Genomic DNA, 13,937 nt, shown 5'->3' with positions numbered 1-13,937 from the left:
CAACGGGCGTGGAATCGCATCTCCAACCATTCCCATGCCCCAGCCACCCACTTTCATTGAAAGGTCGCTGGTAGTCGCAGCAACGAAGACATTAGGCGTCAGCAGGAAGCCCAAGCTTCGGAGGTGGCGGCCGGTTCGCTCTTTGTATTGGCCCGACAGATGAATTTTCAAGGGTCGTTTACGCCTTCGATATCGAGTATCGAGTTATGGGGTCATCTTCTGAAACAGAGTATCGGTAGAGTTGCGAGCAACCGACACGTTCAAAGCCTTGTTTATCCAATGTCGTCCGGAATAAAGCCGCCCGTTTGGTGTCTCCAAAGCCGGGCAAACAACCCGTCCTGCTCGATCAGTTCTTCCGGCCTGCCCTCCTCCACGATGCGACCGTGATCGAGCACGACGATCCTGTCCATCCTGGCAATGGTCGACAGGCGGTGGGCGATGGCGATCACCGTCTTTCCCTCCATCACCAGGTTGAGCTTTTCCTGGATGGCGGCTTCGGATTCGCTGTCCAGCGCCGAGGTCGCCTCGTCGAGCACCAGGATCGGCGCATCCTTCAGGAGCACGCGGGCGATGGCCACCCGCTGGCGCTGACCGCCCGACAGTTTGATGCCTCGATCGCCAACGAAGGCGTCATAGCTCTTGCGGCCCTCGCTGTCGGCAAGATCGGCGATGAAGCCATCGGCGCTTGCCATCTTCGTCACTCTTTCGATCTCTTCCTGCGTCGCCTCCGGCCGTCCGTAGCGGATATTGTCCCCTACAGAACGGTGCAGCAGAGCGACATCCTGAGCGATGACGCCGATGGCGCGGCGCAGGCTTGATTGGGTAACGGCCCGGATATCCTGCCCGTCGATCCGGATCCCGCCGTCCTTGATATCGTAGAAGCGCAGGAGCAGGTTTGCGAGCGTCGTCTTGCCAGCCCCGGATAGGCCGACGAGGCCCACCTTCTCGCCGGGCCGCACCGTTAGCGACAGGGCGTCGATCACCGGCTTGCCTGACTTGTAGGCGAAGCGGACATTCTCGAACCTGATCTCGCCCCGCTGCACGACAAGTTCGGCCGCATCTGGCTGGTCGGTGATCGTCGGCGGTGTCGTCATGACGGGCATGGCGTCCTTGATCGTGCCGATCGCCTGGAAGATCTGCTGGCCCATCTGCAGGAATGTAAATGTGTGACCGGAGAGACGGCTGAGAACATAGACGGCGGCTGTAAACTCGCCGATCGTGACGAAGCCGTCGACGAGACCGGTAAAGCCGATCGACAGAATTGCCAGCCAGTGCATCATGTTGAGGACAACGACGATGACTTCGGCCGTACGGTAGATGCGCTGTTCGCTCTGCTGCGCCTCGATCGCCTTGCCGATTATTCCTTTGATAGCGCCGGCCTCGCTGTCTTCCGCCGCGAATTGTTTGACCATCTGCATGTTGGCGTAAAGATCGGTGATGGCGCCGGAAATCAGACTGCGACGCTTGGCGGAGCGGCGTGAACGCTCGGTGAAGACCGGCGCAAGCTTCACGGCGAGCAGTACATTGAGCGTGATCCAAATGATGGACGGCAGGGCAAGCTGCCAGGAGAGCGCGCTCAGAAGGACGACGGAGCCGACCATCTGCATGATAAAGCGGGGGATGGACTGGAAGGCCGAAATTACCTGCTGCTGCACGGCTGACGCCACCTGCTGCAGGCGCGAGGCGACCTGGCCGGCGTAGAGATCGTGGAAGAAGGCGAGGTCCTGCCGCTCCACCGCTCTGTGACCCTGCCATTGAATGGCGGCCGGCATGCCGATGCCGAGCGTGTGCGAGTTCAGCGTATTGACGAAGAACGAGGCAATCGGGATGCAGGGGAAAAGCATCAGGCCGAGGAAGATCAGCAGCATCCGGTCGTTGTACAGGAAGGCGACGGCACCCTGCTGCGTGACGCCATCGACGATAACAGAAAGGCCCCAGACGATCGTCAGGTTCATGGCCTCGATCGCCATGGTGCAGAGGGCGAGCGTGATCAGGATGCCGCGGAACATCAGGACGAAGTGAAGAAGAACGGCCACTGGCCCCTTCGAGGGCAGCGGCCGGTAGGGGATGTCGAGCGGCCGGATCAGGCTTTCGAAGGGACGGTAGATCGCATCTGAGATCGACATTGCTTGCTCGAACCCTAAGTGGAAAGGATGGCGAGGACTCAACTCCAGACACAGGATCACCTTCCGCCCGCAACATCAACTGCGACGTCTCAGCAAGTTCAGGATTTCCGCGTCGTTGGAATAGTTCAATGTCTTCAAGGCGCGGATCGTGGAGGATCTACTCGACAGAGATGTCGTCGAAGAGTGGCGGGAGGACGACGTCGCTGCGGCTGGGGAGAACAGGGGCGAGCTGCATCGAAGGCTAGGGCGCGAAGCGGACAGCCGGAGCCACACCTGGGTTAGTACGACTTCTGTGGGCCTGACTCGGTTCCAACTGACAGCTCCGAGTCTGGAGAAGATCAGCGGGAACCAGCGGTGAAAAGCGACCGAGGCTCCTTTTCCATGAAGGTAGCTAGGGCGGCCTCCCGGTAGACGTTCGAGTTCAAAGCGCCAGATATCGCCAATGATCTATTTTACAGGTGACACCCATTTCGGCGATCCCCGTGTCCTCCGCCTTGACCGGCGACCGTTTCCCAACATGGTCGAACACGACGTCACGCTCATCCAGATTTGGAACGAGACGATCAACCCTGACGACGAGGTCTGGCATCTGGGTGATGTCATGTCGGCGAGGGCCGGAAGCTGCGACGAGCTCCTGGCGAAACTGAACGGCCGCAAGCATTTGATCGTTGGCAACAACGATCCGGCGACGACGACCGGCTCGTCAGGCTGGGACAGTGTACAGCACTATGCGGAGATAAGGCACGACGGACATCACCTCATCCTGTGCCACTATGCTTTCCGGACGTGGAACCAGATGGCGAAGAAGTCCATCAACCTGCACGGCCACTCCCACGGCCGGCTGAAGCCCCTGCCTCGCCAGTTCGACGTCGGCGTCGACGCGCAGGGCCTCCGTCCTGTCACACTCGATGTCATCCTGCGTAGGAAGCCTATCGGCGGCGGCGGGGAGGAATTCTTTGAAGAATAACGAAGGCGTGCTCACGACGCCAGACGGCCGCTACATGGTCGTGCGCGCCGTCTGTGGAGAAGGACCACCGGACCTGCCGGAAGATGAAAGCGTTTAGTAGTGGAGCTGATGGCCGCACGCAGGGCGGTGAAGGAGGGCGGCGCCGACCCGGAGCGTCTCCAGGTAGCCAGGAACGAGGTTGATGCCGCAAAGGTCGGATTGGGGAGCGTGGACCTGTGTGGAGGTCGGATGGAGCGATGACCTTAATCGTCACATGGCTCGGACAACGCACTATGCGAACTGGTACGCGGCAGAGACCCGAGCCGGCCAACTTCATCGGGATATAAAAGGGACGTCAGCATAGATGCCGCTATTGTACGAACCCGCCAATGCTCGGCAGAGCCGGGGCTGGCCCGATTCTATAAAGGCTCGTTTTTCATCCGTCATATTTTTCAGGATTAGAGCAGCGATCGCGGCTCGAATTACACCATCCAATTCTTTCATCGAAGTGCTCATTAGGGCAACCTCGATCAAACGCTCGACTCTTGCGACCTCGGTATAGCAAGTGAACATTGGCGGTCATATTCTCTTCAGTTGGCGAGGCCGGAAGGTTGTGCGGTCATTAGAGTCAGCACCTCGTGCACATTGCGAAGGGTGCGTTTTTGCCACTCGTATCGCTTTCCGAACGGAACCCCTGGCACCAGAAGGCTGTCCGGCCGCTCGCGGCCCCAATCGGTTTCCGTTCTTCCGGTCTTTGTGGATGTGACTTGCATGATGCGTTCGGCAGGCAGCCAGCCGAAATAAACATAGAAATCTTCGGAGCGATCGACATCCCCAGTGTCGAGGAGAATCCTCGTGCGTAGCGACAGATTTTCTCGCGCCCAATCGCTCCATTTCCAAAGCAGCTTGTTTTCTGGGACGTCGACCGCCAGCCTGAATTCTGATTTGTCGACCATGCTGCCTTCTAGTCCGTGCCCCTCGGGGGTCTCCGACGTCGTCAGCCAGACGCCGATCTTCCCCTTGAAGGTGTCAATGTCGGTGACCACGTCGCCTACCGTCAGGCCAAATTTTGATATTCCGTGGAGATGGGCGGCAGATGTGAAGTGGTAGAGGATCAAAACCTTGTCTCCTGGATGATTGCTGGAGATAGCGTGGCGCCGCACGAAACGGGCGTCAATCGGCTGACAAAGGATTCGCTGACGCTTCTGCAAGTTAAGGGTCACCGGCAGGACTCGCCGTGGCGACTGTCATAGTTCCACCATCAATTTTCACAGCAGCGAGTTGACGCCGCCGCAGGGTTCGCCGAGCATCGATCCGAACAGACGAGGAAACCCCGTGCACGCAGCAAGACGATTTCATCCCGGCACAATTGCCGCCCTTCATGAAGTGAGTGGACGAAGGGCCGACCTGATAGAAGAGGTTCGGCTAGCACGCTCACTCTCGAGGATTCGGCTAGGCTCTCTGATCGACATCCTTACGATAGGTTCGTTCGATGATTGCTACTGCGGCTCCGTGAACGCGCGGGCGCAGGAACGCATAATCGGCTGGCCGTCATACAGACTGCGTGACAATGCGAAGAAAGAACTGCGCAGGCGACTAAGTTCGGACCTACTCTACGACGATGCCATCGAGGATGCATTTGACAGAGGATTCGACCTGCTGAACGGGAAGATCACCGTGGATGAGGCATGGAGCTGCGAATGACTCGGTCCTGAAGCGGCTTCCGTTAAATCGGTCCGTCGCAACCGCGGCTGAACTGCAAACGGCCCAAGGCCAGCCCAGCCTAATCCTGGCTAAACGCAACGATCCTTCGGTTTTTCAAGCAGGTGTAGAGCAAGGATTGGGGCGAGTTAAGAAGATCGATCATCGTTGCGAAATCGGGCAACTGCAGGACCATTTCATAAATGGCGAGGCTGCCGAGAGGTGAGCCTCCCGGATCAAGAACCCGAAACGCTCGACGGTACTCCCCCGCCGCAGCGACCGACAGTTCAAGCGAGGCCGAGAAATGCATCCCGACGTCCGATCCAGATACGATTTCGTGACAATATACTTTGATTTCCATTACTTCTCCCTTTGGCTGGGCGTTGTCCTCTCGTGGCAATTGCCGCTACCGTCTGCCCGGTTAGCCTTTGTCTATAGTCATCTGACGATCGACGACCAGTTCGGCTGCCAACCGCATCAGACGAGTTTTTTCCTTCGTTAGGATGTCCTTCGTAGCGCGATACTCGCGAGCAAGGATTCCATCGACTTCGGCGCGCAGCTCGGGCGAAGGAAGGAAGGAGCCATCAATTCGGTCGGCGCCGACCTGATAGCGAAGCCCTTTGCCAAGCCCATAGCTTGCCACGAGGCGATAGGCCAGCCTCGTCGCCTGGTCGAGATCGCTGCCTTCAAAGCCGCCGGCGCCGATAGACCTGCTGCCGAACACCACTTCCTCGGCAGCGGTGCCTCCGAGCATTATCCTTATCCTGGCAAGCAGATCCTTCTCGACCGGCAACGCCGAGTCGCGCATCTTATAATGCACGCGTCCGCCGTCCTGCACCGGTTCGCCTTCAATCATATGGGATTCGACCCTAATGCTGATCACATCACCCAACGCCGACGCCATCGTCATCAACGCGTGACCGATCTCGTGCACGCAGATGCGATGCACGACGGCTTCTGGTAGCGGAATTTTTGCCGGAAGGGCCGCCTCCACATCCCGAATGCTGACGACGGCGCGTCGAATTCTTGCTGCGCGCTTGGCGGCTCGTGCCAGCTTTTCCAAGTCGGCAGGCGTCGCGAGCCTCAGTTTGTCCGTGACTTCGCGGAGCTCCGCTGCCGATAACGAACGATTCAAGTGGTAGGCTAGGATCTCTGCGCGCTCTTTGTCCTCCGGGAGATCGAGATGAACATGCTTCTCCAAGCGTCCGGACCTCAGGATCGCGTTGTCGATCAGGTGCCCGTAGTTCGTCGCTCCGACTATGATCGTCCCAGGCTGCTCGAGAGCATGCGTTGTCAACTCGAGGAACCGGCCGATCACGTTACCCTCGTAGAACGCGTGGTCTCCACGCATCGTGGTGCGATCTCCAATAGCGTCAAGCTCGTCCACCAGCAGCACCGCGCCGCGGCGCGAGGTGGCGTCGGCGAAGGACGCGGACATGGCGGCCAGCATGTCGCCCAGGTAGCCCTTGTTTGATCCCTGCCAGGCGCCAACCGACGTAGATACAAGATCGAAGCCGAGCTCGTTGGCAAGCGCAGTGGCAAACAAGGTCTTGCCGGTTCCTGGCGGGCCGACGAGAAGGACGCCTCTGTCGACGTCAGACCACGGCAACTTGTCATCCCGCCACTCCGCCACGTCCTGCTTGATCGCGCCGACCCAGGCGCGGGCGGGCCCGTAACCCGGAAGGTCGGAAAGCTTCGGCGAGCGATCGGGCGCGGTGATGGGTGATGTTAATGTAGCGAGATCGAGCCCTTTAAGAGACCGCCTAGCGGTGAGGCCCACCACGATCTCAGCCGGCTGCTGCGCGATCGCTTCTGCTAACGGTCTGTCGATGTCCTCCAAGCCGAGAACCTCTCGCGCGGCAAGGATGTGACGTGCGTTCGGTGTCTTCACGTCGACAATCACATCCGCGGCCAACTGAAGGGAGTGTTTCACCCCTTGTAGCGATGAAGCCAAGTAGATGACCTGATGATCCGGGCGGAAGACGGTGAAATCTTCGACGCCCTTCCCTGCGGAACGGCGGATAGATTCGCCGATAACGTAAACGGGCCGGCGGAAGTCGTCGTAGTACGAACGATCCCGGCCGCCGGTCATCAGCAGCATCGCTGCGGACTTCGCGTGCCAGATCCACTCCTTGTCGACGAGGCACACAATGATCCCACTGGTGTCGTACTTAAACTGGTCAGTGCCACGAAGCGCTTTGCGAAGGGCGCAAAGCATCAGGAATTGTGCTGCGTTCCTGCTGGTCTCCTGAAAGACCTTGTTATCGAGACGATGGTGCATTCACGCAGTCCTCACAGTCCGGAAAGGGCCGGGGTCAAGCCGATTGATTCGGGATGCTTCGATTGTCTGCGAGACTGGCGATAAAGGATTCAGCATCATTGCGACTCCATTGGATGCATTTCGCATCCAATGGAAGGCGCCCGCATCCCGGCGTCAACATTTATTTCCATCAATTTGCGGCGCCTGTGGATACATGGCAATGAATCCTTATGCTGATGGTGCCGCCAGAGATCCTGAAGGTCGCGAGAGAGTTTCTTGGCTTAAGCCAAGAGCAGGTCGAGAAGCACGCGGGTATCTCGCGAGCAACGGTATACCGCGTCGAGCGCGGTCTGCGCGAACTGCCACAGTACGCGCTGCTTGTTCAGCACTTTTACGAAGAGAGCGGTATCGAATTCGTCGCGCCTTCCGCCGGTCGTGGCTGGGGAGTGTTCAATCACAATACTTCCGGCAAAAATCTCAGGCTGAACAAATTTCGCCAGCCGAAAGCAGCAGTCGCCCAGCCGCGGGAGCCCGCAGAGAAATCAAAATCGAAGCGACGCTCAATGAAGAAGGTGACTACGGGGGAACCGAAGGCTGGCGACGAAAGCTAGTAAGCCGTAGATTCAAGATGGAAGGTTAATTAACCGCGAGCGAGCCGACGGCAACACACCGGCCCGTTGCCATCGGAGCGTCATAGCCCGTCCTTTGGACGGGTCCATGCGACCTAACGGTCGAAAAGGACGGGCTACGCCCGACAGTTTGTCTTGATTCGAATGAAAGCATGCCGGCCCTGCGCCAGCGAGAGGACACGCTTGTTCCGGCATGCATTCGCATCAAGGTAAAGCGGTATCCGCCTAGTCGGCGGATGCTCTGTTTCTGAGAGGAACATAAGAACCGGACAGGGGGTTAAGGCTTCGACACCAAGATCCTGAAGAAGGTCGTGGCGCTGCGCAAAAAGGACGAGCAGGAGCGCATGGAAGAGGAAGCGATCCTCGACACCTATCTGCACGCGCTCGGCATGATCGAGTCCCCGCCGGAAGGCTGATCCGACTGGCATTACCGATGTCGACAAGCCGCTGGAGCGATCCGGCGGCTTTTCTTTTGCGGAGAACGAGCCGGGCCGAACATTCACGGTCCGATCGAAACGACCAAAAGAAAAACCGCCGGATCGCTCCAGCGGTTTTTCGATATTCCGATGATCGGCACGCTCAGTTCGTATTGAACTTGCGCACCTCCATGAAGTTGACGGCCGTGCCGCTGAAACGGGCCGGATCGACCGAAGCAGTCTTGACGTTGAAGCCTTCGGCGTAGACGGCGGTCGGCTGGGCGCGCATCGTCTGGCTGACGAAGCGCGGCGCCTTGACCTGCTTGGAGGCCATTTCGAGACGGGCATTGGTCAGCGCCCACTGCGAAATCATCTTCTGCGTCAGCTTCGGCTCGGTCCGCACTGTCGCGCGGCTGGCGTCGGCTGCGGCGGCCTGCTTCTGCGTCGGGCGGCCACCCTTGGTGGGAAGAGCCGGCACCACGGCGTTTTCGGCGGCCGGTTCGTCGAAGGCGTCGCCGAAGCTTGCCGACTTCGTTGCTGGCGCCAGGGCTGCGAGCTGAAGCGACGGTTTCTGGGCAGGCGCCTGTTGCGGCATCGCCGCGTTGATCGCCTGCTCTACCGTCATCTCGGGCGAGTGCGCGGCGACCTGGTTTTTGTCACCCTTGTTCTGCTGGTCGAGCGCAGCGGCAAGGGCAGGAGACAGTCCGCCGTCCTGATCGACCTCGTCGGCCTCTGCTTCCGGATCGGCATTGGCCGCAGCGAGAAGCTTCTCGGCAAGGGCAGGACGTTCGACCGGCGTCGGAACCGGCATTCCGCTCAGCATGGCGGGATCGGTCGACGCGACTTCGGCATCGCCGGGCGCGCGGCGCTGGCCAAGAAGCGAGGGGACCGGGATGCTGTAGCCGCTGAGATCGGCGAATTGCTGCGGCTGGGCCTGATCGGCCGGGAGCGCGGCGGCCAGCGCCTGCTGCGCGGCATTACCCGAAGGAGGCGCGACCAGCGCGCTTGCCACTTCGCTACCGGCCGGCTGGCTGCTGAATGCCGGACGAACCTGCGGCACCGGCGCGTTCACATTGGCGACCTCGGTCTGCTGCGGCTCGGCAGGGGCAGGCTCGGCCTTCGGCGGCGTCGCCTTGGCGACGGCGACCGGGGCCGAATCGTCGGAATCGTCCTCCTGCTCGTCGGCGCCACCGCCGAAGAGCGCCTCAAACAGCGTCTTATGCTTCGGTGCCGATTCGGAAGCGCTGGCGATCTCGATCTGCGTGCCGTTGGCCCGGCGCTTGTAGTCGGCCATCGCCTGCTGGTAGCCCGGCAGCGGCTTGCCGTCGGCCGGAATATGGATCGTATTGCCGTTCGGGAAAAGCCGGACAAGCTCGTCGCGGCTCATGCGCGGCCAGGCGCGAACACCGCCGACGTCCATGTGCACGAAGGGCGAACCCGATTTCGGATAGAAGCCGACACCGCCGACCTGCATCTTCATGCCGATGGCGCGAAGCGTCGCCAGCTTGACGTCGGGAATGAAGAAGTCCATCGCCTTGCCGAGCATGTGCTGGCTCTTTTCGGCAACGCCGGATTTGCGCGAGCGGCCGCGCAGCATCTCGTTGGTCGCCGGCGAGCGGAAGCCGCAGACAACATTGATATAGTCCCGTGAACCGCTCTGGCGATAGACTTCCCAGATCAGGTCGAACAGGCGCGGATCCATCTTCGTCGGCTGGTTCTTGCGCCAGTCGCGCAGGAAGCGGTTCAGCTGCTCCAGGCCCTTGGGGTCGAACTTGCCGTTACGCTTGTAGGTGATGACGGCTTTTTCGCCGGTATGGATGAAATAGAGCTTGAGGCTGCGGGTGTCGCCCGCGGCCTGAGAAGGCGTACTGACGAATACCGGCGAGGAAACCGCAAGCGCAAGAAGGGCGGCCGCCGCCGTCCTCACTGCCTTTCCGCAGATGTCGGCGCACAAAGAACGCCAGCTCAAGCGCGAAGGCTTGGAATTCCCATTCAGATTCGGCAACTCGATCCCCGTCAGACAGACAATGTCCCGTACTGTCCCAGATGACTGTCAAATGCGGTCACACGATGGCAAAAATGCCACACATGATCAACCTTTTCTTTACATAGTGAACGAGCCACTAACAAGTGGTTTATGAACAGTAACAAATCGTGGTTGCCCGAGTCTTAACAAATGCGGGCTTAGGCCGCATCTTTCTGGGGATTATCGGGATCTATGCCGTAATCTTTGAGCTTGCGATAAAGTGTGGACCGCCCGATGCCAAGCTTGCGTGCCACTTGACTCATCTGTCCGCGATAAAATTTAAGCGCGAATCGGATGAGTTCCTCCTCGACATCGGCAAGCTTGCGCACGTCGCCCGAGGGGTTGATGCTGGCGATTGCATTTTCGGAGGTTTCGGACAGGCGGTGGTGGTGAACCTCCCCGTGCGCCGGAACCCGGTATTCTTCGCTATATGCCTCGTCCGGGTCGTGGCCGGTATTGTCGGCCACGAGCGCCAGGTGATCCACCACCTCATATTCCGGAAGCTGGGCGGCGATCTGCGGGAAATCCGCCTCGGTCAGCTCCGGCCCCTCGGCCAGAACGACCGCGCGGAAGATCGCGTTTTCGAGCTGGCGGATGTTGCCCGGCCAGTCATAGGCGGTCAAAAGCGCCAGCGCGCCGGAGTTCACCGTCATGCGACGGCCGTTCTTCTGCTCGCTGGAGAAGCGATCGGCAAAGACGCGCACCAGGTGCGGAATATCTTCCTTGCGCTTGCGCAGCGCCGGAATGGTGATCGGGAAGACGTTGAGGCGATAGTAGAGATCCTCGCGGAAATGGCCATTCTTGACCTCCTCGATCAGATCCTTGTTGGTCGCCGAGATCAGTCGGACATTGACCTTGTGGGCGGTGCGCGCACCGACGGTCTCGATCTCGCCCTGCTGCACGGCGCGCAGCAGCTTCACCTGCACCTCGAGTGGCAGATCGCCGATCTCATCGAGGAAGATGGTGCCGCCGTCGGCTTCCATGAACTTGCCGATGTGACGTTCGGTCGCGCCGGTGAACGCGCCCTTTTCATGGCCGAAGAGAATGCTCTCGACGAGATTGTGCGGGATGGCTCCGCAATTGACGGTGACGAACGGCTTGTTCGAGCGTTCGCCGCCGGACTGGATGGCGCGCGCCACCAGCTCCTTGCCGACACCGGATTCGCCTTCGAGCACGACGGGAATGTTGGATTGCGCCGCCCGCTGGGCAAGATCGATGACGCGGAGCATTGCCGGGCTGGCCGAAACGATGTCGTCGAAACCGACGGAGCCTGAGCGCGACCGGCGTCCGGCCCGTGCCTTCACCTCGCGCTGGTCGAGCTTCATTGCATTCGAGATCGACGTGGCGATGCGTTCGGGGGAGACCGGCTTGACGACGAAATCGAAGGCGCCGGCGCGCATCGCCTGCACCACGGTTTCGATGCCGCCTTGCCCCGTCTGGACGATGACGGGGATTTGCGTGCCGAATTCGTGAAGCGCGTCGAGGAATTCGAGGCCGGTCATCTCGGGCATCATCAGGTCGAGGACGATGACGTTGAAAAGGCCGCTGTCGCGCTTGACCATTTCAAGGCCGATCCGGCCGTTTTCCGCCTGGTGCACGACATGGCCGTGACGCTCGATTGCGTTCTTGAGCAGGCGGCGCTGTACCGGGTCGTCTTCGACCACGAGGATTTGCCCTGCTCCCTTGAGCTCATTGTAACCGGTCATTGTCGCCTCACTTCATGCGAAACCATGGAGGGCACTCTCGCAGAAAGGCTTGAACATCCAGTTTTGAGAAATAATTGCATTTTAACGATTGCAACGACCGATTTTCGTGCCGAAGCGAGGCCTTTGATGGGGCGAAAGGCCCTTGATGCGGGGCGTTCTCACGCTTATTCAAACAGACCTGTTTTAAAGTGGAGAGGAATTGCGTCTATGAAAATCAAGCTCCCGCACGCCAGCCTTCGCTTGTCGCCTGCAGCGCCAGCTGGGCCCGCCGATCCGGCGCTCGGCGATCTGCCGGTCTGGAAGCTGCAGGACCTCTATCCCTCCGCCACGTCAACCGCCTTCGTCGCCGACATGGAAAAGGCCGGCAAGGCTGCAATCGCCTTCGAGGAAAGGTGGAAGGGCAAACTCGCCGACGCCGCGACGAAAACCGGCATTGAAGGCATCGGCGCGGCGCTGAAAGAATATGAAGCACTTGATGACATTATGGGCCGCCTCGGCTCCTTTGCCGGCCTGACTTATTTCTCCGACACCACAAACCCGACCAACGGCAAGCTTTACGGCGACGTGCAGGCCAAGATTACCGAATTCTCGGGCCATCTCCTGTTCTTCGCGCTGGAACTGAACCGCATCGACGACGCGGTCATCGACGCCTGCATCGCCAACGACCCCGATGCCGGCCATTATCGTCCTTGGCTCATCGACCTCAGGAAGGACAAGCCCTATCAGCTCGATGACAGGCTGGAGCAGCTCTTCCTCGAAAAGTCGATGACATCGGCCTCCGCCTTCAATCGCCTATTCGACGAAACCATGGCGGAACTCCGCTACGAGATCGACGGCGAGAAAGTGCCGCTCGAGGTGGCCTTGAACATGTTGCAGGAGAAGGATCCGGACGTGCGCCGCAAGGCCGCCATGGCGCTCGCTGAGACATTCAAGGCCAATATCCGCATCTTCACTCTGATCACCAACACGCTTGCCAAGGACAAGGACATCTCCGACCGCTGGCGCGGCTTCGAGGACATTGCCGACTCCAGGCACCTCGCAAACCGTGTCGAGCGCGAGGTCGTCGATGCGCTCGCAGCCGCCGTCCGCGAAGCCTATCCCCGCCTTTCGCACCGCTATTATAAGATGAAGGCGAAATGGCTCAGCATGGAGCAGATGAACTTCTGGGACCGCAACGCGCCGCTCCCGGAAACCTCCAGCGCCGTCATCTCCTGGTCCGACGCCAAGGACACGGTGCTGTCGGCCTATGGCAATTTTGCCCCCGAGATGGCTGATATCGCCAGGCGCTTCTTCGACGAGCAATGGATCGACGCCCCGGTCCGCCCCGGCAAGGCGCCCGGCGCCTTCGCCCATCCGACGGTTCCCTCAGCCCATCCCTATGTGCTCGTCAATTACTTGGGCAAGCCCCGCGACGTGATGACGCTTGCCCATGAACTCGGCCACGGCGTGCACCAGGTTCTGGCCGGCGCGCAAGGGGCGCTGATGTGCCAGACGCCGTTGACGCTTGCCGAAACCGCCTCCGTCTTCGGCGAGATGCTGACCTTCCGCGCGCTTCTCGAAAAGACCACCGACAGGCGCGAGCGCAAAGCGATGCTCGCCCAGAAGGTCGAGGACATGATCAACACGGTCGTGCGCCAGATCGCCTTCTACGAGTTCGAACGCCAGCTGCACACCGCCCGCAAATCGGGTGAGCTCACTGCCGACGACATCGGCGAACTCTGGCTCTCCGTCCAGTCCGAAAGCCTCGGGCCGGCGATCAGCATTTCCGAGGGCTACGAGACCTATTGGGCCTATATCCCCCACTTCATCCACTCGCCCTTCTATGTCTACGCCTATGCTTTCGGCGATTGCCTGGTGAATTCGCTCTATGCCGTCTACCGGAAGGCCGAGAAGGGCTTCCAGGAGAAGTATTTCGAACTGCTGAAGGCCGGCGGCACCAAGCATCATACCGAACTGCTGAAGCCTTTCGGCCTCGACGCCACCGATCCGTCGTTCTGGAGCCAGGGCCTGTCGATGATCGAAGGGCTGATCGATGAGTTGGAGGCTTTGGATAGGGCGTAAGAGAGCGAGTCCCTTCTCCCCTCGGGGAGAAGGTGCCGGCAGGCGGATGAGGGGGCGACACGGCAG

Annotated in this window: 9 protein-coding genes and 1 pseudogene; 4 read left to right on the top strand and 6 right to left on the bottom strand. The window is 60.0% G+C overall.

Annotation, left to right across the window (positions count from 1 at the left end; all coding sequences use genetic code 11):
• Positions 1-272: 272 nt before the first annotated feature.
• On the bottom strand, positions 273-2,126 hold the full coding sequence (locus tag A7X77_RS12700) for an ABC transporter ATP-binding protein (RefSeq protein WP_064683267.1): 1,854 nt from the start codon (positions 2,124-2,126) through the stop codon (positions 273-275).
• Between the two features lie 442 nt (positions 2,127-2,568).
• Between A7X77_RS12700 and A7X77_RS12690 the strand changes: the two genes are divergently transcribed.
• A complete protein-coding gene (locus tag A7X77_RS12690; RefSeq protein WP_064683265.1) occupies positions 2,569-3,093 on the top strand; it encodes a hypothetical protein in 525 nt (174 codons plus the stop codon).
• A 569-nt stretch (positions 3,094-3,662) separates the two neighbouring features.
• Here the strand turns inward: A7X77_RS12690 and A7X77_RS12680 are convergent.
• The 3 genes from A7X77_RS12680 to A7X77_RS12665 form a co-directional block, all read right to left on the bottom strand.
• Positions 3,663-4,283 carry a hypothetical protein gene (locus A7X77_RS12680; protein ID WP_156668101.1) on the bottom strand — a complete coding sequence of 207 codons (621 nt, stop codon included), beginning with the start codon at positions 4,281-4,283 and terminating at the stop codon, positions 3,663-3,665.
• Positions 4,284-4,855: 572 nt separating this feature from the next.
• Entirely contained in the window at positions 4,856-5,134 is a 279-nt protein-coding gene (locus A7X77_RS12670; RefSeq protein ID WP_064683261.1) for a hypothetical protein, read from the bottom strand.
• 60 nt (positions 5,135-5,194) lie between these two features.
• Positions 5,195-7,054, bottom strand: a complete 1,860-nt coding sequence (locus tag A7X77_RS12665; RefSeq protein ID WP_064683260.1) for an AAA family ATPase — start codon at positions 7,052-7,054, stop codon at positions 5,195-5,197.
• 209 nt (positions 7,055-7,263) lie between these two features.
• Between A7X77_RS12665 and A7X77_RS12660 the strand changes: the two genes are divergently transcribed.
• Together A7X77_RS12660 and A7X77_RS33065 are read left to right on the top strand one after the other, a co-directional pair.
• Positions 7,264-7,644, top strand: a complete 381-nt coding sequence (locus A7X77_RS12660) for a helix-turn-helix transcriptional regulator (RefSeq protein ID WP_082928802.1) — start codon at positions 7,264-7,266, stop codon at positions 7,642-7,644.
• 299 nt (positions 7,645-7,943) lie between these two features.
• Positions 7,944-8,078: pseudogene (locus tag A7X77_RS33065) on the top strand (DUF2312 domain-containing protein); the annotation flags it as partial.
• A gap of 163 nt (positions 8,079-8,241) precedes the next feature.
• Here the strand turns inward: A7X77_RS33065 and A7X77_RS12650 are convergent.
• Together A7X77_RS12650 and A7X77_RS12645 are read right to left on the bottom strand one after the other, a co-directional pair.
• Positions 8,242-10,083 carry a DUF882 domain-containing protein gene (locus A7X77_RS12650; protein ID WP_064683259.1) on the bottom strand — a complete coding sequence of 614 codons (1,842 nt, stop codon included), beginning with the start codon at positions 10,081-10,083 and terminating at the stop codon, positions 8,242-8,244.
• Between the two features lie 179 nt (positions 10,084-10,262).
• Positions 10,263-11,810, bottom strand: a complete 1,548-nt coding sequence (locus A7X77_RS12645) for a sigma-54-dependent transcriptional regulator (RefSeq protein ID WP_064683258.1) — start codon at positions 11,808-11,810, stop codon at positions 10,263-10,265.
• A gap of 207 nt (positions 11,811-12,017) precedes the next feature.
• Here A7X77_RS12645 and A7X77_RS12640 point away from each other — a divergent pair, with 207 nt between their 5' ends.
• Complete coding sequence (locus tag A7X77_RS12640) at positions 12,018-13,871, top strand: M3 family oligoendopeptidase (protein ID WP_064683257.1); 1,854 nt, start codon at positions 12,018-12,020, stop codon at positions 13,869-13,871.
• Positions 13,872-13,937: the final 66 nt, after the last annotated feature.

The organism is Rhizobium bangladeshense (assembly GCF_001662075.1).
In the GTDB taxonomy this organism is placed as follows: domain Bacteria; phylum Pseudomonadota; class Alphaproteobacteria; order Rhizobiales; family Rhizobiaceae; genus Rhizobium; species Rhizobium bangladeshense_B.
The sequence above is the reverse complement of the archived record's forward strand: the minus strand, read 5'-3'. Positions and strand labels throughout refer to the sequence as shown.